34 protein-coding genes and 1 pseudogene are annotated in these 23,033 nt (G+C 43.7%); 30 read left to right on the top strand and 5 right to left on the bottom strand.

Annotated elements, in window-relative coordinates; translation table 11 throughout:
- Positions 1-276 precede the first annotated feature (276 nt).
- From NMU02_RS04575 to NMU02_RS04560, 4 genes are all read left to right on the top strand, one after another.
- Positions 277-855, top strand: coding sequence for a hypothetical protein (locus NMU02_RS04575; RefSeq protein WP_007855990.1), 579 nt, complete (start codon positions 277-279; stop codon positions 853-855).
- 90 nt (positions 856-945) lie between these two features.
- Positions 946-1,605 (top strand): hypothetical protein, encoded by a 660-nt coding sequence (locus NMU02_RS04570; RefSeq protein ID WP_214445787.1) that lies wholly within the window; start codon positions 946-948, stop codon positions 1,603-1,605.
- A gap of 14 nt (positions 1,606-1,619) precedes the next feature.
- Complete coding sequence (locus tag NMU02_RS04565; protein ID WP_007855998.1) at positions 1,620-4,235, top strand: UvrD-helicase domain-containing protein; 2,616 nt, start codon at positions 1,620-1,622, stop codon at positions 4,233-4,235.
- A gap of 310 nt (positions 4,236-4,545) precedes the next feature.
- Positions 4,546-5,991 carry an alpha-amylase gene (locus NMU02_RS04560; protein WP_255026095.1) on the top strand — a complete coding sequence of 482 codons (1,446 nt, stop codon included), beginning with the start codon at positions 4,546-4,548 and terminating at the stop codon, positions 5,989-5,991.
- 6 nt (positions 5,992-5,997) lie between these two features.
- Here the strand turns inward: NMU02_RS04560 and NMU02_RS04555 are convergent.
- From NMU02_RS04555 to NMU02_RS04535, 5 genes and pseudogenes are all read right to left on the bottom strand, one after another.
- Positions 5,998-6,177: pseudogene (locus tag NMU02_RS04555) on the bottom strand (Arm DNA-binding domain-containing protein); the annotation flags it as partial.
- Positions 6,178-6,583: 406 nt separating this feature from the next.
- Complete coding sequence (locus NMU02_RS04550; protein ID WP_255026093.1) at positions 6,584-7,894, bottom strand: site-specific integrase; 1,311 nt, start codon at positions 7,892-7,894, stop codon at positions 6,584-6,586.
- Positions 7,891-8,196: a hypothetical protein gene (locus tag NMU02_RS04545; protein ID WP_122141266.1), complete on the bottom strand. Its 306-nt coding sequence runs from the start codon at positions 8,194-8,196 to the stop codon at positions 7,891-7,893. The genes NMU02_RS04550 and NMU02_RS04545 overlap by 4 nt, the downstream gene beginning before the upstream one ends.
- On the bottom strand, positions 8,177-8,368 hold the full coding sequence (locus NMU02_RS04540) for a hypothetical protein (protein ID WP_196053049.1): 192 nt from the start codon (positions 8,366-8,368) through the stop codon (positions 8,177-8,179). The genes NMU02_RS04545 and NMU02_RS04540 overlap by 20 nt, the downstream gene beginning before the upstream one ends.
- 170 nt (positions 8,369-8,538) lie before the next feature.
- Positions 8,539-8,928, bottom strand: a complete 390-nt coding sequence (locus tag NMU02_RS04535; protein WP_255026091.1) for a helix-turn-helix domain-containing protein — start codon at positions 8,926-8,928, stop codon at positions 8,539-8,541.
- Between the two features lie 191 nt (positions 8,929-9,119).
- Here NMU02_RS04535 and NMU02_RS04530 point away from each other — a divergent pair, with 191 nt between their 5' ends.
- From NMU02_RS04530 to NMU02_RS04405, 26 genes are all read left to right on the top strand, one after another.
- A complete protein-coding gene (locus NMU02_RS04530; protein WP_255026089.1) occupies positions 9,120-9,344 on the top strand; it encodes a ribosomal large subunit pseudouridine synthase B in 225 nt (74 codons plus the stop codon).
- A gap of 3 nt (positions 9,345-9,347) precedes the next feature.
- Positions 9,348-9,638 (top strand): hypothetical protein, encoded by a 291-nt coding sequence (locus NMU02_RS04525; protein ID WP_196053051.1) that lies wholly within the window; start codon positions 9,348-9,350, stop codon positions 9,636-9,638.
- Positions 9,635-9,865: a hypothetical protein gene (locus tag NMU02_RS04520; RefSeq protein WP_015545850.1), complete on the top strand. Its 231-nt coding sequence runs from the start codon at positions 9,635-9,637 to the stop codon at positions 9,863-9,865. Before NMU02_RS04525 ends, NMU02_RS04520 begins: the two co-directional genes overlap by 4 nt.
- A gap of 2 nt (positions 9,866-9,867) precedes the next feature.
- Positions 9,868-10,260 (top strand): response regulator transcription factor, encoded by a 393-nt coding sequence (locus NMU02_RS04515; RefSeq protein WP_255026088.1) that lies wholly within the window; start codon positions 9,868-9,870, stop codon positions 10,258-10,260.
- Positions 10,261-10,272: 12 nt separating this feature from the next.
- Positions 10,273-10,479, top strand: a complete 207-nt coding sequence (locus NMU02_RS04510; protein WP_255026087.1) for a hypothetical protein — start codon at positions 10,273-10,275, stop codon at positions 10,477-10,479.
- A gap of 2 nt (positions 10,480-10,481) precedes the next feature.
- Positions 10,482-10,787, top strand: a complete 306-nt coding sequence (locus NMU02_RS04505; RefSeq protein WP_255026085.1) for a DUF3853 family protein — start codon at positions 10,482-10,484, stop codon at positions 10,785-10,787.
- Between the two features lie 6 nt (positions 10,788-10,793).
- On the top strand, positions 10,794-12,833 hold the full coding sequence (locus NMU02_RS04500; protein WP_255026084.1) for an AAA family ATPase: 2,040 nt from the start codon (positions 10,794-10,796) through the stop codon (positions 12,831-12,833).
- A gap of 11 nt (positions 12,834-12,844) precedes the next feature.
- Entirely contained in the window at positions 12,845-13,099 is a 255-nt protein-coding gene (locus NMU02_RS04495) for a hypothetical protein (RefSeq protein WP_255026082.1), read from the top strand.
- Between the two features lie 72 nt (positions 13,100-13,171).
- A complete protein-coding gene (locus NMU02_RS04490; RefSeq protein WP_255026081.1) occupies positions 13,172-13,957 on the top strand; it encodes a hypothetical protein in 786 nt (261 codons plus the stop codon).
- Position 13,958: 1 nt separating this feature from the next.
- Positions 13,959-14,189 carry a hypothetical protein gene (locus NMU02_RS04485; protein ID WP_255026080.1) on the top strand — a complete coding sequence of 77 codons (231 nt, stop codon included), beginning with the start codon at positions 13,959-13,961 and terminating at the stop codon, positions 14,187-14,189.
- Positions 14,190-14,193: 4 nt separating this feature from the next.
- Positions 14,194-14,934 (top strand): MBL fold metallo-hydrolase, encoded by a 741-nt coding sequence (locus tag NMU02_RS04480; protein ID WP_255026079.1) that lies wholly within the window; start codon positions 14,194-14,196, stop codon positions 14,932-14,934.
- 1 nt (position 14,935) lies between these two features.
- Positions 14,936-15,337: a hypothetical protein gene (locus NMU02_RS04475; RefSeq protein WP_196053060.1), complete on the top strand. Its 402-nt coding sequence runs from the start codon at positions 14,936-14,938 to the stop codon at positions 15,335-15,337.
- 4 nt (positions 15,338-15,341) lie between these two features.
- On the top strand, positions 15,342-15,875 hold the full coding sequence (locus NMU02_RS04470) for a hypothetical protein (RefSeq protein WP_255026077.1): 534 nt from the start codon (positions 15,342-15,344) through the stop codon (positions 15,873-15,875).
- Positions 15,876-15,881: 6 nt separating this feature from the next.
- The gene (locus NMU02_RS04465; RefSeq protein ID WP_196053062.1) at positions 15,882-16,313 is read left to right on the top strand and encodes a hypothetical protein; all 432 of its coding nucleotides are present in this window, start codon (positions 15,882-15,884) and stop codon (positions 16,311-16,313) included.
- Positions 16,314-16,324: 11 nt separating this feature from the next.
- Positions 16,325-16,594 carry an HU family DNA-binding protein gene (locus tag NMU02_RS04460; RefSeq protein ID WP_255026076.1) on the top strand — a complete coding sequence of 90 codons (270 nt, stop codon included), beginning with the start codon at positions 16,325-16,327 and terminating at the stop codon, positions 16,592-16,594.
- Between the two features lie 6 nt (positions 16,595-16,600).
- A complete protein-coding gene (locus tag NMU02_RS04455; RefSeq protein WP_255026075.1) occupies positions 16,601-17,347 on the top strand; it encodes a hypothetical protein in 747 nt (248 codons plus the stop codon).
- Between the two features lie 58 nt (positions 17,348-17,405).
- Positions 17,406-18,128, top strand: a complete 723-nt coding sequence (locus tag NMU02_RS04450) for a hypothetical protein (RefSeq protein ID WP_255026074.1) — start codon at positions 17,406-17,408, stop codon at positions 18,126-18,128.
- Positions 18,034-18,705 carry a P-loop NTPase family protein gene (locus NMU02_RS04445; protein ID WP_255026073.1) on the top strand — a complete coding sequence of 224 codons (672 nt, stop codon included), beginning with the start codon at positions 18,034-18,036 and terminating at the stop codon, positions 18,703-18,705. The genes NMU02_RS04450 and NMU02_RS04445 overlap by 95 nt, the downstream gene beginning before the upstream one ends.
- An 8-nt stretch (positions 18,706-18,713) precedes the next feature.
- Complete coding sequence (locus NMU02_RS04440) at positions 18,714-19,289, top strand: DUF4406 domain-containing protein (RefSeq protein WP_255026072.1); 576 nt, start codon at positions 18,714-18,716, stop codon at positions 19,287-19,289.
- A 32-nt stretch (positions 19,290-19,321) separates the two neighbouring features.
- Positions 19,322-20,947 (top strand): DNA cytosine methyltransferase, encoded by a 1,626-nt coding sequence (locus NMU02_RS04435; protein WP_255026071.1) that lies wholly within the window; start codon positions 19,322-19,324, stop codon positions 20,945-20,947.
- Position 20,948: 1 nt separating this feature from the next.
- Positions 20,949-21,305 (top strand): hypothetical protein, encoded by a 357-nt coding sequence (locus NMU02_RS04430; protein WP_255026070.1) that lies wholly within the window; start codon positions 20,949-20,951, stop codon positions 21,303-21,305.
- Positions 21,302-21,490, top strand: coding sequence for a hypothetical protein (locus NMU02_RS04425; RefSeq protein WP_255026069.1), 189 nt, complete (start codon positions 21,302-21,304; stop codon positions 21,488-21,490). The genes NMU02_RS04430 and NMU02_RS04425 overlap by 4 nt, the downstream gene beginning before the upstream one ends.
- Before the next feature lie 10 nt (positions 21,491-21,500).
- A complete protein-coding gene (locus tag NMU02_RS04420; RefSeq protein WP_255026068.1) occupies positions 21,501-21,920 on the top strand; it encodes a single-stranded DNA-binding protein in 420 nt (139 codons plus the stop codon).
- A gap of 11 nt (positions 21,921-21,931) precedes the next feature.
- Entirely contained in the window at positions 21,932-22,225 is a 294-nt protein-coding gene (locus tag NMU02_RS04415) for a hypothetical protein (RefSeq protein WP_255026066.1), read from the top strand.
- Positions 22,226-22,235: 10 nt separating this feature from the next.
- Positions 22,236-22,478, top strand: coding sequence for a hypothetical protein (locus NMU02_RS04410; protein ID WP_255026065.1), 243 nt, complete (start codon positions 22,236-22,238; stop codon positions 22,476-22,478).
- 1 nt (position 22,479) lies between these two features.
- A complete protein-coding gene (locus tag NMU02_RS04405) occupies positions 22,480-23,025 on the top strand; it encodes a hypothetical protein (RefSeq protein WP_255026064.1) in 546 nt (181 codons plus the stop codon).
- Positions 23,026-23,033: the final 8 nt, after the last annotated feature.

The raw sequence follows: 23,033 nt of genomic DNA, 5'->3' as shown, positions 1-23,033 counted from the left end.
ACGGATTTTTCATACTTTTGTATTGGATTGAGGCTACTCTTTCCAAAACATATTAGAATTAAGAAGAAGCGTTATGCTTATCTTGTACTTGAAAACGTAGGAAATTTTCAATTAGATGCAAGGATAGCATAGTGGTTCTCACGCATATAGCGTGGGCTACTATTGTTACATCTGCATCTATGGTTTCCTACGACCTTCAAGTAAGAGTGTGGCTTTGTAGTTCACGCTTTTTCGTAGGTTGGACTAAAATGTTTATTAAATATAATACAACAAATTATGAAGAAGTTGATTGTATCATTCGCATTTGTTTTAATTGCTTTGACATCGTATGCTCAAAGTAGTTCCGAACACCTTACCTTTAAGGGAATTCCCATTGAGGGAAGTATGACTGAATTTTGTCAGAAGTTAAAAGCTAAAGGATTCACTTCTATTGGCAGTGAAAACAATCTTGCATTGTTTATGGGAGACTTTACAGGTCGTAATGCAACTATAGGTGTAACAGCTACAGATGATGGGAAAAGTGTATTTGCCGTAGCTGTGTTGTTTGACCCAAGTGGTGAATGGAATACGCTTGTTAATACTTATAACTATTATAAAGATTTATACACCCGAAAATATGGCAATCCGACTATTTCAAAAGAGAAGAACCCTGCCCATTCGGATTCCAATACAGCTTTAATGGCAGAAGTTCATCAAGGAACTGTTGTTTGGGGTAGTGCTTGGGAGGTAACAGGAGGAAACATTGAATTATCGATAGAAAAAACTTCTGGTATTTATGAGGGTATGGTAATGATTCGTTATCGTGATTCTCAAAATGTAGAAACTAAAATTCAAAAAGATTTAGAGGATATTTAGTATCCAATGTATGCGACTTATTCAAAATGTATCTGGTACATGAATAAGAAATACAATCCGTTAATTGTCAAATAATAACATAACAGAATTATGAAAAAGCTTTTCGTATTATTCGCTTTAATGGTTATAGCTTTTACATCATATGCTCAAGTCTATAAAATGTATAAGACTCGGAACTATCATAATCAACTTCGCTTAAATACAATGACAGGCGAAATACAACAAATTCAAGATGATGGTCAGTCTTGGGAAATTTGTAGTGCGAGAGAAATTTTAGGAGATAAAGAAGGACGATTTCGCCTTTATGAAACACAGAATATGTGGACATTCATAATGCTTGATACATATACAGGTAAGAATTGGCAAGTCCAGTTTAGTGTCAAGGGTGAGGATTACATGTTTGCTGCACCAATCAACATATTTTCTCTTGCATATCCTGAGAAGTCGTCAAATTGGACTAATAGATTTCAGATGTTTGCCACTGACAACATGTGGACATTTATATTGTTGGACTCATATAATGGACGACTATGGCAAGTTCAATATAGTACACAAGATTTAGACAACCTATTTTGTATTCCTATAAATAAATACGAATTAGTAGAAAATAACGAAAGGTGTATATTCTCTATTCAGCCACTGACAAGTATGTATCAATACTATCTTATAAACGATAATACAGGTGATATGTGGAAATTTCAGTGGAGTACTAAGGGGGATGATTATAGATGGATTGAAAGATTCAGATAAATATTACTTCCAATATGCAGCCATTGTTCATTTGGGTAATTTGTATAATTGCTATTTCGGTTATTGTAATAGCGATGGTACGAACACGCCTAAAAAACAAATCCAAAGAGCTTGCAGAAAAGCTAAACCATATATCTGCATATAGCGAGAAATCAAATTATGAGCAAGCAAAAGAGAGATTATCGGCTCTTAAGGAGGGGGCGTTTATAGATATTCCCTCAGACTTAAATAATGGCTTTTATGGCAGGGTAATCTCCGCAACGCAAGAAAAAGATTTCATCAATCATTATAAGGTACATTTCCAAGAGGCATATTCACTTCTGAAGAAACTTAAAGCCTTTAACATCACTCCATCAGAAACCATATCCAAATTCATTAACGACTTTGGAAGAATCAACAAACTTGTAAAACAACATAATGATGGTGTTATAACCTTTCTACTTGACACGCACAGGGACTTTTTCGACCATTGCCTAAAATACCCATTAGACAAGCAACAAAGACGCTCAATTGTTTCAGAAGAGGATAATTGTTTAGTAGTCAGCAGTGCAGGTAGTGGTAAAACCTCTTCAATTGTCGGTAAGGTTAAATATCTCACCGAAATCAAGGGTATAGCACCTGAAAGAATTTTACTTATCAGTTATACCAACAAAGCAGCAGCCGAACTAACCGAAAGAATGGCGACCAATGGATTGAAAGGTTACACATTCCATAAGTTAGCCATTGATATTATAGGCAAAACGACAGGTACAAAACCATCTATTTGCGACAATACAGATTCATTGTTTGTAGATATATATCACAAATTGTTAGATAAATCGTCTTTCAAGAAAAGTATAGTGGAATACTTTATTGATTACCAAACGAATGAAGCTGATTGGGAACAACGCAAGAATGAAAGACGGGAGCAATTATCAGGACTAAAGAATGTGCAGCTAAAGGCGATGTTCCCCGATATGGACGGCAGAGCCATATATGTGAGAAGTGAACAAGAACAAAAAATATGTTTTGCTTTGTCCTCGCTGGGAGTGAAATTCAGATATGAAGAACCATACGAACATCAATTAGCAGATGAGATGCACTCACAATATCGTCCCGACTTCTCAATATATTTTAAGCAAGGAGGAGTAACCAAACGCATCTATCTTGAACATTTCGGAGTTGATGAACACGGGCTTGTTCCTGCTTGGTTCGCAAAAGATAAGGGTATAACCTACGAAGAAGCCAATCAGAAATACAATGATGGTATAACTTGGAAGAAAACTGCTCACGAGAAATTTGGCACACAACTTTTAGTAACATCAAGTGCAGATTTCCATTATTCTGATATTAGGGATAAACTCCGTAAACTATTAGCTGAAGCAGGTGTACCAATTCAAGAAAAGACCGATGAGGAGTTATACGATTTAGTACTACCCAAAGGCAGCAAGCAGGAAAAGGCGTTTATACGACTTGTTGTTACTTTCGTTACATTGGTAAAATCAAGTTGTAAATCAGTTAAAGAGGTTTTGAAACAAGCCAAAAATGCAGATGATGAACGAAGTGTGTTTATCATCAAGAATATATTTCAACCTGTATATGAACGCTACATAAATGCGTTAAGCGATAGTAACCAAATTGATTTTACCGATGCTATTCTTCAAGCCACTGAGATATGTCGTACTTCACACCCTGTTGAATATGATTATATCATAGTGGATGAGTTTCAAGATATATCTGTTGACCGTTACAACTTCTTGAAAGTATTGCGAGAGGGTAATCCTCCTGCAAAGTTGTATTGTGTGGGTGATGATTGGCAGTCTATTTATCGTTTTTCGGGAAGTGATATGGCTCTATTCAATCAATTCCCCGAATATTTTGGAGCAACGGAGATAAACAAGATTGAAACTACATACAGGTTTGGAGAGCCTTTGGTTTCTTTATCGTCGAACTTTATACAACGCAATAAAGCCCAAATACAAAAGAATATCCATTCGTTCAGCTCAGAAATGAGAACCGAGTTGGAATTCTATGCTTATGATAGACGAGATTACTGCAATACGATAGGGCAACTTGTGGCTTCTATTCCATCGGATAAATCAATATTCCTATTGGGGCGTTACTCTTTTGATGATTACTACCTCTCTTTTATGTACCAATCAATTAAAGAGGGTAATAGATTCTACTATGTGATAGGAGGACGAAAAATAGAGTTTTTAACCGTACATAAGTCAAAAGGTCTTGAAGCGAATTATGTAATACTCTTACAATGCAATAAAGATACATACGGTTTCCCATCACAGGTGAGTGACGACCCTGTGCTTAACTATGTGCTCACTAAGAGCGACCAATTCCCATACGGAGAAGAAAGAAGATTATTCTATGTTGCAATAACAAGGGCTAAGATAAAAACGCTTGTATTATACGATAAGCGTTTCCCGTCTGTATTTGTGGATGAATTCTTGCACCCCGAAAAGGTGTCAGAAGAAAGCTATGTAAAGCACCCTAACGCCAATAAAAGATGGACAAGAAGTGCAGACCAATTTTTATTGAAACTGCACAATGAAGGTAAGAGTGTCAAATATATTGCAAACAAAATGGGTAGAAGTCAAACTTCGATTGTAATGCGATTAAACAAACTAAAAAAATAGTCGAACTTTTTCTTTGATGAACCTTGTGTGCATCGGACTATTCTATTATTTTTGTACACAGAAACGAGTTACTTGAAAGCAATTCAAGGTAGAACGCAGCAGATTGTACCGTTGCCAAGTCATTACCTCAAAAACGGGTAATTATCCCAAAGTCCTTTGTATAAGGTACTAACAGAAGTTTTCCAGAATTATGAAAAATTTCTGTCAAAAAATATCTAAAACACTGACAGTAAAAGAAATGGAGTACTCGGGTAGAGAACTTTATCATTCTCTGCCTTGTTATATTGAGGTGACTAAAAGCTTTTAAATTATGGAAAATGGTGTAATGATGCAGTATTTCGAATGGAATCTGCCAAACGATGGAAAACTGTGGAAACAATTAAAAGAAGATGCTTCGCATCTGCATGATATAGGCGTAACGGCTGTTTGGATACCCCCCGCCTACAAAGCTGACGAACAACAGGACGAGGGTTATGCGACTTATGATTTATACGATCTGGGCGAATTTGAACAAAAAGGAACTGTAAGAACAAAATACGGAACAAAAGATGAACTTAAAGAAATGATAGACGAATTACATAAATATCATATCTCAGTTTATCTGGATGTAGTTCTTAACCACAAAACCGGCGGCGATTTTACCGAAAAGTTTATGGTTGTAGAGGTCGATCCTAATGACAGAAACAAAGCATTGGGCGAACCTTTCGAAATACAGGGCTGGACGGGTTATAGTTTTCACGGTCGTAAAGACAAATATTCGGACTTTAAATGGCATTGGTATCATTTTTCCGGAACCGGATTTGACGACGCAAAAAAGCGAAGCGGTATATTCCAAATACAGGGGGAAGGAAAATCATGGAGTGAAGGCGTAGATAGCGAAAACGGCAACTACGATTTTCTTTTGGGTAATGATGTCGACCTGGACCATCCGGAAGTCGTAAAAGAACTGAACCAATGGGGAAAATGGGTCTCAAATGAACTGAATCTCGACGGTATGCGATTAGACGCTATCAAACACATGAAAGATACATTTATCGCACAATTTCTAGACAACATGAGAAAAGAAAGAGGCGATGATTTTTATGCCGTTGGTGAATACTGGAACGGAGACCTCGAAACTCTCGATCAATATGTAGAAACCGTAGGTCATAAAATAAATCTATTCGATGTACCTCTTCATTATAATATGTTTCAAGCCTCGCAGGAAGGAAAAGATTATGACTTACAAAATATTCTCAAAAACACATTAGTTGAGCATAATAATGTATTGGCCGTAACTTTCGTTGACAACCACGACTCCCAAAGAGGCAGTTCACTGGAATCACAAATAAAAGATTGGTTTAAGCCTCTGGCGTACGGACTGATTCTGTTAATGAAAGATGGTTATCCCTGCATATTTTACGGCGATTATTACGGAACTAAAGGGAAAAAATCTCCACATACTAAAATTATCGATATTTTACTGGACGCAAGACGTAAATATGCTTACGGAGAACAGATCGATTACTTCGACCATCCATCGACAGTCGGATTTATCCGTACGGGAGACGACGAGCACAAAGGATCGGGTCTGGTCTTTTTAATGTCTAATGACGAAGCTGGCAGTAAACAAATGGATTTAGGAGCAGAACATAAAGGCGAAGTATGGCACGAAATAACCGGAAGTATCCCCGATGATGTAGCCTTAGACGGGGAAGGAAAAGGCGAATTTTCTGTTGCCGCTCGCAATATCGCCGTATGGATAAAAAAAGCTTGATTATGGTGCATCCTTACCTTTGGCTTTACCCGCTGCTATATTCCAGTTGTCGGGCAGGATGCTTTGTTTTGTACTAAACTGGCATAGCTTACCGTCAATGGTAATTCTTGCCATAATCATAACTTCGCCGTTCTTCTTTTCAGAACCTTTCTTTAAATAGAAAAGGACTTTGAATGTATTCTTCATAACTTCACATTTTTAAGTTGAAAAATACTAATAACTTATTAAATATGAGATAGATAGACAGTGGACAAATTCGGACTTTCTGCGGTCATTTCGGGACAAATCGTTACCGTTTTTGTCCGGTAGGGAATAGGTAACGATTTGGTAACGAAACTCTGTCTTTTCAAGTCCTTTTACTGTCTTGGAAACAAGACTTATAGGCAATAAAAAAAACCTACAAATCAGTGATTTGTAGGTTTTTGTCTAGTAGGTTCTGCGGAGAGAGAGGCTGTAAGAACATACGAACAACGAACTATCATACGTTGCCAAATTTCCGAAATATCAGCGTTTTAGCCCTATTGTTGGTAACATAAGGAACCATGCGCTACCGATTAGTTAAGGCGTATTTGGGTTCCTTTTTGGGTTCGGCTTATTTCCCCTTCTTTCGGGGTATCGGGAACTTGTTAAATTTATCCATTTCGGCGACCTTCAATTTATCGACAATTTTAATATAGGGCTTCATCGCTTTGTAGTCGCTGTGTCCCGTCCACTTCATAATGACCTCGGCCGGAACCCCAAGCCTAAGCGCGTTTATGATAAAAGTACGCCGGCCGCAATGGGTGGTAAGAAGGGCGTATTTCGGTAATACTTCTTCGTGCCGAACATTCCCCTTGAAATATACGACCCTTGTAGGTTCGTCGATACCCGCCATTTCCCCCATTACTTTAAGGTGTTCGTTCATTTTTACGTTACTTATGACCGGTAGGGCCTTATCGTTCGGCAAGCCTATATTTTCGTACTTTTTCAGTATGGCCCGACTATACTTATTCAGTTCGATAATAAGGCCGTCTACGGTCTTTTGAGTAACCACGCTTATATAATCCTTCTTTACGTCGCTTCGGCGCAATTTTGCCACGTCAGAATAACGAAGACCGGTAAAGCAGCAGAAGCAAAACACATCGCGCACGGCTTCCAGCGAAGACCGGGACGGCGGGAATTTGAAGGAATACAGGTTAAACAATTCTTCCCATTCCAAATAAATAATTTCTTTCGCGTTTCCGTCGGCCCCTTTGAACTTCGGCTTAAATGTTTCATGTACGTTACTTGGGTTATATCCTTTATGGTGCGCCCAGCGCAGGAACCACCGAAGAAAGGACATGTTTTTAGATATGGTAGTATTACGAAGGTCGGCTTTATGAAGGCTTGTAATAAACTTTTGTAGGGTAACTTCGTTTATTTCGTCAAATGTAAGGTTCTTGTTAAACGCTTCCAAGTGCTTACGCAGGCTATTAAACTTCGTATAAGTCGCTTTCGTCCAATCGTTCAAACGGCCCATAGTTTCCATAAATTCGGCATAGGCTTTATAGAATGGCTGGCCGCTTTCTTCCGCTTCGGTAGCTGGGGTTCTCTTCCCGGTCGCTTCATCGAAGGCCGTTTTAAGTTCGGCCGGTGTCGGTACCCGCTTTTCCAGCAGTTCGAACCGGGTAAATATGGCTTCTATTTGTTCTTCGCAAGCCGTAATAGCTTTATTTATTTCGCCGGCCGTTTGTCGGAACCGGTTTTTTGTATTGGAGATAACGCGGCCTTCTTCTTCGTTCCACTTTTCCGGTTCGATACTATACCCTACCCGAAAATCTACCCGGTACCCGGCATAGCAAACACGCATACGAATAGGGCGACACTCTACCAATACACCCCCTACCTTTTTAGGAAATAGATTAAATTTAATAGTCCGCTTCATTTTGAAAACATATTACCCCGGCCGGTTAATAACCAATCGGAAGAAACGGAATACTTAGCTACCAAATAATAAAGGGCTTCTATTTGTATAGACTTATAGCGGGAAACTTTACCGGGCCTTGGGGTTACGCCGTAAGTAAATCGGGTTTCCCGATAACGGGAAGCACTTAACCCGGCTTCCTTGCAAAATGATTCCAACGCGGACAAACGGCCCAATGAAACAAGGGCTTCTATCGCTTGGAAGAAACGGCGGTTTACGCCGTCTTCGATAGGGGTTATTATCTTAGGCTTCTTTACGCCCATTTTCAAAGCTCCTTAACATCATTTCGAACGCTGCCTTTGGTACTATGGCAGTTTCCGCGCCGGAAATAAACGCCGCTTCCAAGGCATTAAACACCGCTTCCGGCATATCCCCGTAATATTTGGGTTGGTCGTAGTATTCGGCTACTTTTATTTCGATTGTTTCCGGTTCCATTATGCACAGTTATTTTTATCGAATTTTTGATTTACGGCACTTTCGTACGCTGGTCGGTAAGAAGTATAGCTATATAGATTTGCTTTGAAATTTGGGGCATTTCTGCCCGTTTTTACAAATCCAAACTGAAACGCCATACGAATAACCAGCAACAAACGCGCTGCATTGCTCTATTTTTCGCTTAGTTTTTCGATTACAGATATAAGCCGGGCTATTTGGCTATCCTTTTCTTTTATCATTTCTTGATAGCCTTTTTGTAGTTCAATCATACCCGCAATATCATTAGTTGTAACTCGATTCCCATTACCGGCAACGGCCGTATTATTGTTCCCCGAAACCCGGTTTGTATTATTGCCTTGCAGCATTTCCCCGTCCCCCGTCAGAAGCCAAATAGGGTTAAGGTCGGGGAACTTTTCGCCGATAGACTTCATTTTGTCGGGTTGTATCGACGTTCGTATAGAATTGACATAAGAAACAGAAACGCCGATTTGCCTACAAAATTCCCGTTCACTAATATTTAGGGTCTTGATATATTCCCTAAGTCTTTCTTTTACACCCATATAGCGAATTATTAGAAGGTTGTCTAAAAAATATTTTTCATTTTTACGCTGCAAAACCTTGCATATTACACTGCATTGCTATATATTTGCAGCACGTAACATATACGATTGCAAAGGTATAATAATAATACGCTCCGAGCAAATAAACGGCATAGCAAAAAATACCTAAGCAATTTAAGCGACAATGAATTATGAAGTACGATACGAGATTTATTAACCGAAACTTCCTCTTGAAAGTCTACGGAGTAGACAGCAAAAACAGAAGGATAAACCGCCTTGTAGGGGTTTCCGGCTTGGTGGGGTTAATCGGTGTAGAGCTTACCGAAAAATTCATTACCCGCGCACTTAACAGCAAGAAAGACAGCGTAAAATGTCGCCTACGCAGAGGATTACAAGTAACACTATATTTCAAATAGAAGATGAAGAAGACAGTAATAGTTAATGGTAAAGCAAAGCGTATAGAATTTTCGTACGCGATAGGCGAAACTATTTCGCTAAGCAATAACGAGGTAATAAAACCTTGGGGACGGGTTACGGAAAGGGTAACAGTTTCTAAACTAACCTTTACGATTAACGGAAAGACCTACGAAGGAACGCGCACCTTTAAGGTTGCCGGCGGCCCCTACTCGGAAACCTTCGAGTTCGACGGGAATAGCTTTGCTTCCCATAAACAAGCAATTGAATACATACTTAACAATATTGAGAAATGAGCGAAACGACAATTTACAAAGAAGGATTTAACGCCGGCTTTATGCAGCTTCGGCAAATTGACGTAGAAGCCGCCACAAAGGAACTCTGGCAGGCGTTGGGGATTAACAACCGCAACACTTTCGCGGCTTATAAGTTCGGACGTATCGAACCCAAGGCAAGCCAAGCCGTCGCCGTCGAATTGGTATTTAGGAAGTACGGTGTTACGACTAACATTTGGGGGAAATAGAAATGAGAGCCGAAGCAGGACTAACGCAGCGCGAAACCCAAATAGCCGAATTATTGGCTTGGGGAGCCGCAAAAAAGGAAGTTGCCGATAGGCTTTCTATTTCGCCCCGGACGGTAGAGAATACCGCTCGAAACATTTATAGCAAGATAGGAATACAGAAGGCTACGGAGCTTTGCGTATGGTGGTTCTGCACACATTGCGGCGTTTCCTTCGACCTATCCCCTATAAAACGGACAATTATAGCCTGCTTCTTCCTTGCGATTATTCTACCGCATGAAATGTACGCACAAGGCGAAACCTACCGACTATTCAGAAGTCGCAAGGTTACCGAACGCATGGCGACACGAAGAACCGGAAGAAGACCGGAATACGAATTAGATTTTTGGGAACTATAAAAGGCAAAGGCTATGAAGCAACTAATTAAAGAATTATCCCTTTCGGGATTGACGCTAAAACAGAAGGCGATAGTATGGTATTTCGCTATATCGTTTTGCCTCCTTGCAAGCACGGCGGAAGCCCCGTTTTGGTTCTTGTTTTTAGAGGTTGCCAACTTCGCTAATGCCGCCCGCCTTATAAAACGGGTTCTGCTACCGGAAGACCCACAAGATAGTTAGGTATGGCAGACTTAAATACAAGACTTATAGACCTTACGGCGGGGGAATTATTAGAGCTAATGGGGAAAGGACAAAGCCCCCGGATAGAAGTAGACGTTACCAAAGACACGAAGAAAAAATACGTCTACGGCCGGGCCGGGATTGCCGAACTATTCAAATGTTCCAAGACTACCGCCAGCCGCATAAAACAAAGCGGCTTAATCGACGGCGCATATAAGCAGGTCGGAAGGTTGATAATAGTAGACGCGGAAAAAGCCTTAGAGTTGGCCGCAAAGCGAGCAAAAAAAAGTAACAACCGAAATAAATAACTTGTTATGAACAAGAAGGTAACATTAAAAGAACTGACCCTTAAAAACTTTAAGGGTATTAGGGACTTGGCCGTAAAGTTCGGCGAAGTAACCACCATTGCCGGCGCAAACGCGACAGGTAAAAGCACCGTTTTCGACGCTTTTACTTGGGTACTTTTCGGCAAAGACAGTAACGACCGTACAGATAGCGGGAAAGGCGCATTTACCGTTAAGACGGTCGGCCCTGACGGGAACCCTATCCTTAAATTGGAACATTCCGTAACGGCAGTTTTAGACGTAAACGGCGAAGAAGTAGCCCTTACCCGCACCCTTACGGAAGATTGGGTAAAACCGCGCGGCAAGGCAGAAGTAGAACTTAAAGGAAATACTACGCATTACTTCTGCAATGGCGTAGAAATTAAAGCGGGAGCGTTCCAAGAGAAAGTAACGGCCATAACCGAAGAACAACTTTTTAAGTTAATTACGAACCCGGCTTACTTCCCTTCGTTGGATTGGAAAACCCAGCGCGAAATATTGCTGCGCATTGCCGGGGGCGTAACATACGAAGAAGTGGCCGCCGGCCGCGCCGATTTCGCGGCTATCCTTTCCCAGCTTTCCGGTAAAGATTTGGCAGAGTTCAAACAAGAAATAGCCTACCGCAAAAGCCGGATTAAGGAAGGTTTGGAAAAATGCCCTATCGAGATTAACGCAATAGACAGCGTTACGCCCGAAGCACCGGATTACGAAGCCTTGGAAGCCGAAAAGGTACGCTTATCCGCCGAATTGGAAGAAGTGGAAGCGGCTATTACGGACGTTGCAGAAACGGCCCGCAAACACTACGAAGGGGTGCAGGGAAAACGCAAAGCGATTAACGACCTTCGGAACCAGCAGCAAGATATAATTTTTCGGGCAAGGCAAGCGGCCCAAAAGGAAGGTTACGAAAAGAACGCCAAGCGTAACGAGGTTAAGACCAGTTACGAAATAACCAAACGGGAAGCAGAAAATTATAATACCGCTTCGGAAAACGGCCTTTCCGATATTCGCTATACTATTAAAACCCTTACTTCCGAAATAGCGGACTTATCCGCCAAGGTGGAAGCCAAGCGCGAAGAATGGAATACGCGGAACGCCGAAGAATACAAAGTAAGTACCGACGGCCTTATTTGCCCGATATACGAAACCTTATGCTCGGACGCAAGCGTTTTGCGTATGGACGCTATCGCCAAGGAGAAGGCGCGGGCCAAATTCGACGAAGCCAAGACCCGCGACCTTACCCGGATTACCGAAGAAGGCAAAACGCTAAACCAGCGAATAGCAGAAAAGAAAGCCCGGTTACAGGAATTGGAAGCCCAACTTTCCGAACGTATGGAAGCTATCGCCGCTAAGAAAGCCGAATACGCGAAGAAGTTACAGGACTTGGAAGCGGAAATAGCCGCCAACCCGGAAGTAACCGTATCTACCGACATTATCCCCGAAGACTTACCCGAATGGAAGGAGATAGAAGCCCGGATAGCCGAAATATCCGCTACCATTTCGGATATACCGGCGGCCGATACTACCGAGCTTACCGCCAAGAAACGGGAACTTACGGCCCTTTTGGACGAAGTAAAACAAAAGCTAAGTATTCGGGCCACCATTGAAAAGAACGCCGCAAAGAAGGCCGAAATATTGGCAAGGGAAAAAGAATTAGCCCAGCAGCAAGCGGACTTAGAAAAGCAGGAATTTACGATAGACGAACTTAATAAGGCCCGAATGGACGAAGTAGAACGCCGGGTAAATAGTAAGTTCCAAAACGTCCGCTTCCGAATGTTCGAACCCCAGCTAAACGGCGGCGAAACCCCTACTTGTATCGCAATGGTAGACGGGGTTAAGTACGCAGACCTCAATACGGCCGGAAAGATAAACGCCGGGCTTGACATCATTAACACGCTTTGCCTGTATCACGGGGTAAGCGCACCGGTATTCATCGACAACGCCGAAAGCGTAAACCAACTATTCCCGGTTGCTTCTCAGCTTGTAAAGTTGATTGTAACCACCGACAGAGAATTAACCATTAACCACTTATAAAAATTAAAGTTATGAACGAGAACAAAGAAAAGCGCGAGTTCGCGCAGCAGTTGGAGCAAATCGCCGCAACACTTTCGCAGGCGGTAAAAAGCAATGAAGGCCGGGCCTTTATTCTTATCGGCACGGACATTAAGGACAATAAGGACGGCGAAAGTGAGAACGTGCAGGGCGTAATAGCGGTAGGCGGTAACGGCGAGCAAGTAATAAAGGGACTGGCGAATTTCTTTACCGAAAACAAACTGCGCCGCTTGCCGACGAAGCTATGAAGTTGGCGACCTTGAAGAAGTTAAGCCGACTTCTTGGAAACGAATAACAACGACCTATAAAAATTATGAGTTATGGCAGAAGAAAAAGGATTAACCGTAATTGACGAAGCAAAGCGGAAATTCGAACTTGCCTGTAAGGACGCTTCGGCCTTGCAGATTGTAAACAACTTCGGCGCGGCATTTACCGCCGTAAACGTAATTGCGCTATTGCGCGAAGCTCTTTCTGACGAAGTAATGGAGCGTGTATTTATGCCGCTTATGAATACGAAGGTAGGCTTTCTTACCGACCGTAACGGACGGCCGCGCAAAAACGGAACGGTACAACCGCTTTATACTATTCCGGTTGTTCGGGACGCGATTATAGACGCGGTAAGTATCGGGCTTCTTCCGACCGGCAACCAATTTAATATTATTGCCGAACGAATGTACCCGACCAAGGAAGGCTATACGGCCCTTCTTCGGAAACTCGGCGTAAAATACTTCATCGACGTATCATTTGACAAAGGCCAAACCGCCGGATTTGCGGAAGTGCCTTGCAAAATCAGCTACACGTACAACGGAGAAAAAAACAGCTTCGGAATAGTGGCTACCGTGAAGAAGGACGATTACAGCAGCCCCGACCAAATCCGGGGTAAAGCCGAACGCCGCGCCAAAAAAGCCCTTTACGAGTATATAACCGGTTGCGACTTCGGCGACGCGGACGAACAAAGCGGCCCTGTTGAAGACGTAGAATATAAGGACGTTACCCACGAGGTAGAAGCCGAGGTTAAAAACAATGCCAACGCGAGCGGAACTCTTGATTTCGGCCAAGCAGGAACGAACGGAACCCAGCAAGCACCTAAAACACCCGGATTCTAATATGAAAGTAATTTTTGGTATTGCCATTCTGACGGCAAAGGACATCGACACAATGAACGCCCGGATTAACAAAGCGGCGGACATGGCGAAGGAGAGCGAACAGAGCGTAGCCCAGCAGGGCAAAGCCCTTAACCGATTTTCGGGCAAGTTCGATACGGCTATGTACTTCATCGGCCGGAACCTTCCGCTAAAAAGGAAACGTAAAGCATTTCGCAAAATCGTAGAAGCGTAGTACAATGGTTCTAAAAGTATTAGGCAGTAGCAGCCAAGGAAATAGCTACATTTTGGAGAACGACCGCGAAGCCTTGTTATTGGAAGCGGGCGTAAGATTCGCCAGCGTGAAGCAAGCGTTAGACTACAATATAACGAAGGTTGTAGGCTGCCTAATTACCCACGAACACAAAGACCACGCAGGCTACATTAACGAAGTATTGAAAGCTACCGTACCCGTCTACGCTTCGGCCGGTACAATTGAGAACACCCCAATAGAGGGCCCGCGCCGCGCGAATGTTTGCAAAGCCGGAAATCTTTTTACCCTCGGCGGTTTCCGAATTATTCCTTTCGGGACTAAGCACGATTCCGCCGAGCCTTTGGGGTTCTTCATCAACCACGAAGAAACGGGTAATATCCTATTCGCTACCGATACCTATTACTTGCCCTGCAAGTTCGCGGGACTTAATAACGTATTGATAGAATGTAATTACCGCTTAGACCTATTGGACGCAAATATAGCGGCCGGACGCATTCCCGCCGTTGTTCGGAACCGTACGCTAAAATCGCATTTAAGTTACGACCATTGCGTACAGGCGTTACAAGCCAACGATATAAAGGGGGTAAATAATATTGTTCTTATCCACCTTTCCGACGGTAACAGCAACGCCGAACAATTCCGGGCCGGAGTGCGAGCCGCAACCGGTAAGACCGTACATATAGCCGAAGCGGGGCTAATAATCAATTTCGACAAAACCCCCTTTTGATATGATTAAAGGATTTGACCAAGAAACGCAGCCCTTAAACGATTACGAAATGGGCGTACTTCTTCCGCTTCTCGTACGGGGGCTTAGGACGAAAATAGGGCGCGAAAATGCCGTAACAAACAAGCATATCGTAAGCAGCCTTAAAGGTTCCTATAAACTAAACGACGCACGGGTAAGGAAGATTATAAACCACATAAGGACAAACGACCTTATACCGGGCTTAATAGCCACTTCCGACGGGTATTTTATCGCCCAAAGCGAAGCGGAACTATTGGAGTACGAAGAAAGCCTAAAAGGGCGTGAAGACGCTATTAGGGCCGTCCGGTTGAGTATTGCGCGACAAAGGCGAATACTTTACGAGCAAAAGAGGGAAGAAAAACAAAGTTCACTTTTTAACAAATAACAAAATGGAAAAGCAGTTTTTTATGGTTTACGCCGAAGGCCAAGGCGCACCGACGTACAAACACGAGAACGAACAGGCGGCCAGCAAGGAAGCCGAACGATTGGCCGAGAAGTTAGGGGTTAATACGACCGTATTACAGGCCGTAAAAACGGTTGCCCCGAAGGACATTACCAAGCGCGTAAAGACCTACGCGGACGCTTGCGCGGTGCTTGGCATTGAGCCGATGAACGAAACCGTATTAGCGAAGTTAGGCTTTACCAAGGACGAAATAACCTACCGCAAGTTAAAGACCATTGCCGAAGCCCTTAACGAAGGTTGGCGGCCGGATTGGGCCAATAGCAACGAGTACAAATATTGGCCTTGGTTCGTGTATAATCCCGCGCATGCCGGCTTTTCGTTCGCGTCTACGAATTTCGCGGCTTCGGCGACGACTGCGTATATCGGCTCTCAGCTTTGCTATAAAACCCGTGAACTCGCCACGTACGCGGGCCGTCAGTTCGAAGGTCTTTATAACGATTTTCTTTTAATCAAAAAATAACGAAACATGGAAAGAGAATTAGGGAAAGACCTCGAACAAGGCAAGAAGCGCGTAGCCTTCCTTATGGATAATTGCGACGCGGTGGAAGAAAAGGGGTATATGAAACCTTTTACCCCGGAAGAATTGGCCCGCATGAAAGAAAGCCTTTCGGAAACGGACATCGAAATTAACGACATCGAGGAAGAAAAGACGGCCGCGATGAAGGACTTTAAGGCCCGTTTGGAACCCCTTACGACGGAGCGAAAAAAGACCTTGGAAGGGCTGAAAAAGAAGGCCGAATTTGTTACCGAAAGGTGCTTTAAGTTCATCGACCAAGAAGCCCGCGAAGTCGGCTATTACAATGAGAACGGCGACCTTATCGAGAGTCGGCCGGCGTACAGCGAAGAATTACAAACAACACTTTTCCAAATCGGAAGAAAAACAGGTACTAACAACTAAAAAGCATAACAATGACGAAGCAAGATTTAATTACGGCCGTTGGCAGTAAGACCGGGCAAAACGATAGCCACGTAAGGCCGATTATCGAAGCCACATTAGACGCAATTAAGGAATGCGTACAGCGCAAGGAACCCGTTTACCTTCGCGGCTTCGGAACCTTCCAGCCGAAGAAACGGGCCGAAAAGAAAGCCCGCAACATTACCGCCGGTACTACGATTATCATACCGGCGCACGAAGTAGCCCACTTCAAACCAAGTAAAAGTTTCACAATCAACAAGTAAAAAAGTATGGACGAAAACAAAAAAGTAGTAGTAAACCTTCCCGAAGGAACTACGCAGGCGGAAATTATCGTACGTGAGGGCGAGGCCCCCGCAGTTCTTGACCCCAAGGCCCCGGTAAAAATCGACCTTTCCGGCGTTATCGGTGCGCCGGTAGAGTTCTTAGAAAAGCGACTTTCCGAAGCCGACCAAATTAACCCGAAGCGTTGCCACGTTTTGGTAGACCGGGAAAAGGTGTGCATTACACTCGTTACAAACGAGAACGACGAATATACTACGGGCCGGGTGGTAGGCCGTCTTTCCCAACACCCCAAATTTGCCGAATTTGGGATTAACGCCGGTAAAGGTTGGGAACCTAACGAGTTGGGGCAGTTCTTCAAAATGAACCGCGCATTTTTCCCGGACAAAACCGCGAATATGAAGCTCGTAACCGAGCTTAAAAACTTCGAAGCTACCGTAAATTCCAAGGTAGAGAAGCAAAAGAGCGAAAAGGGCGACTTCAAAGACAATTATAGCGGAGTGGTTATGAGTAACCTGCCGGAAGCCTTTACCCTTCAAATTCCGATTTTCAAAGGTATGCCGGCGGAAACTATCGAAGTGGAATTTTACGCTTCGGTAAACGGCCGCGACGTAACCCTGCAACTTGTAAGTCCCGGAGCGTGCCAGCTTTTGGAAGACCTGCGCGACCGAATTATAGACGGGCAGGTAGCCCGCATTCGGGAACTAAGCCCCGAAATTGCGATTATCGAGCAATAGCAGTATTAACCCAGCTACCCCGGTTTCCGGGCCGGGGTAGCTTTTCAATAGTAACAAAATGGCAAAAAGATTTATAGATACCGACCTATTTAAGAAACGATTTATAAGGGACTTACCGCCCGCTTATAAATTGCTTTGGGTGTACCTTTTTTGCGAGTGCGATAACGCCGGAATATGGGAAGTAGACTTAGAGGTGGCCGGGCTTTATTGCGGCGAAACGTACGATTTAGAGGACTTCGAAAAGGCCTTTGCCGGAAGAATCCATTTCTTCAATAACGGAAGCAAAGCGTTTTTACCCGAATTTATCATATTTCAGTACGGCGGGGTATCGAACTTAAACCCTACGAATAACGCACATAAATCGGTATTGCAAAAACTTGAAAAATACGACCTTATACGGGTATTGAACGAAGGTATTACCCAGCTACCGCAAGGGCCGATATTAGGGGCTGGCAAGCCCCAAGGCAGTGGCAAGGCAGCCCCTAAAACGAAAGGCGGCAAAATCTTTCAGAAACCCACCTTAGAAGAAGTTGCGGCGTATTGTCAGGAACGGGGTAACGACGTAGACCCGCAGGCGTGGATAGATTACTATACTTCGAACGGCTGGAAGGTCGGCCGCAATTGTATGAAGGATTGGAAAGCGGCGGTTAGAACTTGGGAGCGTAACGAAATAGGGAATAACGGAAATGGACGAAAAGGACAACAAACAGGGGCCGCAACGGGTGGACTTAACCCGGTTCCGGGCGGTACTTCAAAGAAGGGCTTTACCGGAACGCTTTAAGGTTGATAAGTACCCCGAAGATGTGCCGGCAATGTTACGGGAATGTTATATAGCCGAAGTTATGCGGCGGCGTATGCAGTTTATAGACGACGAAGCTACCCAAAGCCATATAGAAAAGGCGGCAAAATGGCTTACCGGTAATTGTAAACCGGGGCTTCTGCTATTCGGAACGGTAGGTAACGGTAAAAGTACCTTAGCCCGTGCGATAGGTAGCCTTATCGGGATTCTGTACGAAAGTGCATATTTCGACCAACGAAAGACGGTTAGGACGGTATCGGCCTTAGAGCTTGCAGACATAGCGAAGAATGAACCGGAACGCTTTAACGGCATTAAAAAAGCCGAGCTATTGGCTATTGACGACGTAGGTACGGAACCTTCCGTAGTGAAGGTTTGGGGAAACGAAATTAGCCCCTTTGTCGATACGATTTACTACCGGTACGACCGGCAGCTATTTACAATTATGACCAGCAACCTAAACGCGGAAGACTTGGCGAATAAATACGGCGAACGTATAGCCGACCGATTTACGGAAATGTTCGACAGAATCCCGTTTATAAACAACTCTTATAGAAAATAATAGCCAATATGGAAAAGATATACATTTCGGGACAGATAAGCGGCCGGCCAATAGAAGAAGTAGCGGCCAAATTCGAAGCAGCGGAAACCATGTTAAAAGCCAAAGGTTACGAGGTGGTAAACCCACTTAAAAACGGTATTCCGGCTAATGCCTCTTGGGAAGTTCACGTAGCTATGGACGTACTTCTACTTATGGGGTGCAAGGCTATCTATTTGTTGCCCGATTGGGGATTTTCCAAAGGGGCTACACTTGAAAAGAATTTAGCCGAATTGACAGGTAAGACAATTATTTACGAAGAAGTACCGACCTTTCAGAACATAAAGCAGGCAATAGCCGAAGGCATGGGCGTTGCCTTCTACGATATTGTAGGCGAAAGTCGAGAGCAAAAGCACGTCTTTGCCCGCATGATTTTCGCCCAGCTATGCCGGGAAGAAGGGGCGACGGTAGTAAGGATTGCAAAGGAGATGAAACGGAACCACGCTACAATTATCTACTACCTTAAAAAGTTCCCGGACGATTACCAATACACCCCCGAATTTAGGGCTTATGTAAACGCAGTGAAAGCCCACCTATCAAAAGACTAATTTTCCGCGAAAGCGTCTGACTATAATACGAAATGAACGGCATTAGATTACTATATATAGACTTGTTTTGCGGTGCAGGCGGAACAAGTACAGGCGTAGAGAAGGCCAACTATAAGGGGCATAAATGCGCGAAGGTTATAGCTTGCGTAAACCACGACGCGAACGCCATAGCGAGCCACGCGGCCAACCACCCCGAAGCGCAGCACTATACGGAAGATATGCGAACTTTGGACTTGCGCCCATTGGAAGAACATACGGCCGAAATGCGCCGAATGTACCCTATGGCGAAAGTTGTACTTTGGGCTTCGCTTGAATGTACCAATTTCAGCCGTGCCAAAGGTGGCCAGCCCCGCGACGCAGATAGCCGCACCCTTGCCGAACATTTGTTTAGGTATATAGAAGCCCTTACCCCCGATTATATCCAAATCGAGAATGTAGAGGAATTTATGAGCTGGGGCGACTTGGACGAAAACGGAAAACCAATTAGCAGGGACAAAGGGCGGCTTTATACCAATTGGGTAGATAACGTAAAAGCCTATGGGTACAAGTTCGACCATAGAATACTTAACGCGGCGGATTATGGGGCATATACCAGCCGAAAGCGTTTCTTCGGGATATTTGCCAAACCGTACCTACCTATCGTATGGCCGAAGCCTACCCACTCAAAGACCGGGGGCGGCGACCTTTTCGGCAGCTTGGCGAAGTGGAAACCCGTAAAGGAAGTTTTGGACTTTGCCGATGAAGGGGAAAGTATCTTTAATCGTAAAAAACCGCTTTCGCCTAAGACCTTGGAACGCATATACGCGGGCCTTATAAAGTTCGTAGCAGGCGGGAAGGATTCGTTTTTGATTAAATATAATTCAGTCAATAAGAAGACGGGTAAGCATATCCCGCCTTCGATAGATGAACCATGCCCTACCGTAGCTTGCCAAAACAGGTTAGGAATAGCGAACATTCATTTTCTCGCAAAGCATTTTAGCGGACACCCGGAAAGCAAAGTTTCCAGCGTAGACAACGTAGCGGGAACCATTACGACCGTAGACCACCATAGTTTAGTAGGGGCCGAATTTCTTTCGGCATATTACGGAAACGGGCATAATCATTCCGTAAATACGCCTTCGCCGACCCTTACAACGAAAGATAGGCTTTCGGTGGTAAGACCGCAATTTATAGCGAATAGTTATAGTGGTGGCGGGCAATTATCAGACTTGGATAATCCTTGCCCGGCGGTAATGACTAACCCCAAGCAAAACGTAATAACCTGCAAATGGTACCTTATGAACCCACAATTTTCTAACGCCGGCAGTTCCGTAGAAAAACCTTGTTTTACACTTATAGCCAAAATGGATAAAAAGCCCCCGTACCTTATAGCTACCGAGTGCGGACAATTGGCGATAGAAATTTACGAAACAGACAGCGGCCCGATGCGGAAAATAAAGGAGTTTATGGCCCTTTACGGTATAGTCGATATAAAAATGCGCATGTTAAAAATTATCGAGTTAAAGCGAATAATGGGCTTCCCGGAAAACTACACCCTTATAGGGACGCAGGCCGACCAAAAGAAGTTTATAGGTAACGCGGTAGAAGTGAATATAGCCCGTGTTCTTTGCGAAGCCTTGGTAGAAGAAATAACAACCGATTTATTAAAAGTTGCATAGAATGACATTACGAATTATTAAACCACCGAAACCCGGTAAATTGTTCGTTACGTTGGCTTCTACCGGCTATTTGTTTTTCAGTAGCCGAGCGGTTGCAGAACTTAACCTTTCAGAGCATAAGGGGGTACTATTGGCCCATGACGAACGCGGGGCCTTGTACTTGAAAGTAGCCGATAATACCGACCCCAACGCTTTCCGGGTGTATGTACGGAAAAATGGAGTTTGTTCGGTTACGTGTATTCGGGTTGCGCCCTTGTTTCGCCGTATAGGTATCGAAGCTAAAAAATCGACCCGGTACAACCTTATCGAAGCAGCGGAAGAAGATTTTTACAAGATAGAAGGACTTAAAACGAAATGAAAACAAAGGATTTAAGCAAGTTGCCGGAAGGGGCTATTTTGCTGGTAGTAAAGAACGGTAACGGGACATTTTCGCCATTAGGCATAAGCCCCGACCAATGGCGAATTATAACGGCTTTTATCGGGAAATTAAGTAAAGAACAGCCGTTAGTAGTAGCCAAAGGAATAGAGTTAATAACCAAATAATAAAAGTAATATGTTAGTATTAGAAGCAATTGGCAACCTCGGAGCAGATGCCATTATTAAAGACATTAACGGGCAAAAGTATATAGCTTTCAGCATAGCCCATACCGAAAGCTATAAGGATTCACAGGGACAGCGAAAAGAACGTACAACTTGGATTAGTTGCCTTAGATACGGAGAAAGCCAGGTAATTAACTATTTGAAGAAAGGAACCCGTGTATTTATTCGCGGCGAACTTTCTGCAAAGGCATACGAAGCTGGCGGGGCATTACAAGCTGGTATAAATTGCCGGGTTAGAGAATTGCAGCTTTTAGGCGGGAATAGGGCCGACCAACCCGAATCACCCCAGCAGGCCGCAACGGCTTCGGCAGCTACACCAAATTACGCGCCACCAGCATATCAGCAACAAGAAGAAGACGATTTACCATTTTAACAATTACCAATATGATAGGAAAGAAATTAAGCCCCGTGCTTGAAGAAATGGAAGCTACCCTTTGGGAGTACGAAGCATTTAACGGGGCAAAGCCAAACTATACCTTAGAAGGGTTCCGGGCTTCTACGAAAATATTTATGAGCGCACTCGTAGATAAGTTTTTCGAGAAGCAGCAGGCCGAAGGAGTTAGCCAAAAAGACACCTTAAAAGCCGTAGAAAAATTAGGGCAAGACGTTAGGGCCTTGGTTTTTAACGCTACCGGAATAGATACGCACCTACTTTACAACCGAACAAAAGTAAATTAAAGCATTGAGTATGAAAGCAAAACAATTTAAGGAAGTAAATGCAGTTTACGGAGAAAATCAACCCGAATATTACCCCCTTCCTGCATATAAATCAGAAGACGGAACGGCGGTTTTTTGCTTTGAGTTGGACGAAGAAGAACGGAAGAAAATAGCTGAAACCGGGGAACTTTGGGTAGCCCTTCGAACATTTAACAAGCCATTACAGCCAATATGCGTAACCGTAAATAAGTCGGACATTTTAATAACACAATAATATGAAAGCAGTAGTAACACTTGGTAAACACTTCGGCCCGAAGCACCCCCGTAAAGGGCAAGAAACGGGCTTTAAGGACAAAGTAACCGACGGGCGGAAGGTACATACTTGCCGGAGCAATTACGAGTATTGGCGGGCCAAAATAGAAAAAATAACGGCTACCGGCGGGTTGCTTAGTGTACGCCAATGGAGCGGGAAGGCATACCGTAGCCCCCAAGAGGTTATAACAGAGATTCCGGCCGGCATAGTCGGCGTACAGAAGTTGGAGTTACGACGGGAAAAATGCGTAGTAAATCACTATGCGGAAGAACAACAGGAAAAGCCGATAGTATCTATCAGTTATTACGATTATTCCGCAGAGGTAGACGGTTGCCCCGTTTCCTTGGATATTTTAGCCGAAAACGACGGGCTTACGGTAGACGATTTTAAGGCGTGGTTCAAACCGGTATTTGATGATGCCGAAAAAAAGTACCACGAATTGGCCGGGCTCGCTTCTGCGCTTACCCTTGACTTCGCTATTATCCATTTCACGAAACGACGCTACTAAACACATAC

This window comes from Coprobacter tertius, from assembly GCF_024330105.1.
GTDB classification, from domain to species: Bacteria; Bacteroidota; Bacteroidia; order Bacteroidales; family Coprobacteraceae; genus Coprobacter; species Coprobacter tertius.
Note: the sequence above shows the minus strand (reverse complement) of the source record. Positions and strands in the feature narration are given on the sequence as shown.

Excerpts from the sequence above, each read along its gene's own strand:
- NMU02_RS04575 (WP_007855990.1), top strand. The coding sequence starts at position 277 with ATGAAGAAGTTGATTGTATCATTCGCATTTGTTTTAATTGCTTTGACA.
- NMU02_RS04570 (WP_214445787.1), top strand. The coding sequence starts at position 946 with ATGAAAAAGCTTTTCGTATTATTCGCTTTAATGGTTATAGCTTTTACA.
- NMU02_RS04565 (WP_007855998.1), top strand. The coding sequence starts at position 1,620 with ATGCAGCCATTGTTCATTTGGGTAATTTGTATAATTGCTATTTCGGTT.
- NMU02_RS04560 (WP_255026095.1), top strand. The coding sequence starts at position 4,546 with ATGGAAAATGGTGTAATGATGCAGTATTTCGAATGGAATCTGCCAAAC.
- NMU02_RS04550 (WP_255026093.1), bottom strand. The coding sequence starts at position 7,894 with ATGAAGCGGACTATTAAATTTAATCTATTTCCTAAAAAGGTAGGGGGT.
- NMU02_RS04545 (WP_122141266.1), bottom strand. The coding sequence starts at position 8,196 with ATGGGCGTAAAGAAGCCTAAGATAATAACCCCTATCGAAGACGGCGTA.
- NMU02_RS04540 (WP_196053049.1), bottom strand. The coding sequence starts at position 8,368 with ATGGAACCGGAAACAATCGAAATAAAAGTAGCCGAATACTACGACCAA.
- NMU02_RS04535 (WP_255026091.1), bottom strand. The coding sequence starts at position 8,928 with ATGGGTGTAAAAGAAAGACTTAGGGAATATATCAAGACCCTAAATATT.
- NMU02_RS04530 (WP_255026089.1), top strand. The coding sequence starts at position 9,120 with ATGAAGTACGATACGAGATTTATTAACCGAAACTTCCTCTTGAAAGTC.
- NMU02_RS04525 (WP_196053051.1), top strand. The coding sequence starts at position 9,348 with ATGAAGAAGACAGTAATAGTTAATGGTAAAGCAAAGCGTATAGAATTT.
- NMU02_RS04520 (WP_015545850.1), top strand. The coding sequence starts at position 9,635 with ATGAGCGAAACGACAATTTACAAAGAAGGATTTAACGCCGGCTTTATG.
- NMU02_RS04515 (WP_255026088.1), top strand. The coding sequence starts at position 9,868 with ATGAGAGCCGAAGCAGGACTAACGCAGCGCGAAACCCAAATAGCCGAA.
- NMU02_RS04510 (WP_255026087.1), top strand. The coding sequence starts at position 10,273 with ATGAAGCAACTAATTAAAGAATTATCCCTTTCGGGATTGACGCTAAAA.
- NMU02_RS04505 (WP_255026085.1), top strand. The coding sequence starts at position 10,482 with ATGGCAGACTTAAATACAAGACTTATAGACCTTACGGCGGGGGAATTA.
- NMU02_RS04500 (WP_255026084.1), top strand. The coding sequence starts at position 10,794 with ATGAACAAGAAGGTAACATTAAAAGAACTGACCCTTAAAAACTTTAAG.
- NMU02_RS04495 (WP_255026082.1), top strand. The coding sequence starts at position 12,845 with ATGAACGAGAACAAAGAAAAGCGCGAGTTCGCGCAGCAGTTGGAGCAA.
- NMU02_RS04490 (WP_255026081.1), top strand. The coding sequence starts at position 13,172 with ATGGCAGAAGAAAAAGGATTAACCGTAATTGACGAAGCAAAGCGGAAA.
- NMU02_RS04485 (WP_255026080.1), top strand. The coding sequence starts at position 13,959 with ATGAAAGTAATTTTTGGTATTGCCATTCTGACGGCAAAGGACATCGAC.
- NMU02_RS04480 (WP_255026079.1), top strand. The coding sequence starts at position 14,194 with ATGGTTCTAAAAGTATTAGGCAGTAGCAGCCAAGGAAATAGCTACATT.
- NMU02_RS04475 (WP_196053060.1), top strand. The coding sequence starts at position 14,936 with ATGATTAAAGGATTTGACCAAGAAACGCAGCCCTTAAACGATTACGAA.
- NMU02_RS04470 (WP_255026077.1), top strand. The coding sequence starts at position 15,342 with ATGGAAAAGCAGTTTTTTATGGTTTACGCCGAAGGCCAAGGCGCACCG.
- NMU02_RS04465 (WP_196053062.1), top strand. The coding sequence starts at position 15,882 with ATGGAAAGAGAATTAGGGAAAGACCTCGAACAAGGCAAGAAGCGCGTA.
- NMU02_RS04460 (WP_255026076.1), top strand. The coding sequence starts at position 16,325 with ATGACGAAGCAAGATTTAATTACGGCCGTTGGCAGTAAGACCGGGCAA.
- NMU02_RS04455 (WP_255026075.1), top strand. The coding sequence starts at position 16,601 with ATGGACGAAAACAAAAAAGTAGTAGTAAACCTTCCCGAAGGAACTACG.
- NMU02_RS04450 (WP_255026074.1), top strand. The coding sequence starts at position 17,406 with ATGGCAAAAAGATTTATAGATACCGACCTATTTAAGAAACGATTTATA.
- NMU02_RS04445 (WP_255026073.1), top strand. The coding sequence starts at position 18,034 with ATGGACGAAAAGGACAACAAACAGGGGCCGCAACGGGTGGACTTAACC.
- NMU02_RS04440 (WP_255026072.1), top strand. The coding sequence starts at position 18,714 with ATGGAAAAGATATACATTTCGGGACAGATAAGCGGCCGGCCAATAGAA.
- NMU02_RS04435 (WP_255026071.1), top strand. The coding sequence starts at position 19,322 with ATGAACGGCATTAGATTACTATATATAGACTTGTTTTGCGGTGCAGGC.
- NMU02_RS04430 (WP_255026070.1), top strand. The coding sequence starts at position 20,949 with ATGACATTACGAATTATTAAACCACCGAAACCCGGTAAATTGTTCGTT.
- NMU02_RS04425 (WP_255026069.1), top strand. The coding sequence starts at position 21,302 with ATGAAAACAAAGGATTTAAGCAAGTTGCCGGAAGGGGCTATTTTGCTG.
- NMU02_RS04420 (WP_255026068.1), top strand. The coding sequence starts at position 21,501 with ATGTTAGTATTAGAAGCAATTGGCAACCTCGGAGCAGATGCCATTATT.
- NMU02_RS04415 (WP_255026066.1), top strand. The coding sequence starts at position 21,932 with ATGATAGGAAAGAAATTAAGCCCCGTGCTTGAAGAAATGGAAGCTACC.
- NMU02_RS04410 (WP_255026065.1), top strand. The coding sequence starts at position 22,236 with ATGAAAGCAAAACAATTTAAGGAAGTAAATGCAGTTTACGGAGAAAAT.
- NMU02_RS04405 (WP_255026064.1), top strand. The coding sequence starts at position 22,480 with ATGAAAGCAGTAGTAACACTTGGTAAACACTTCGGCCCGAAGCACCCC.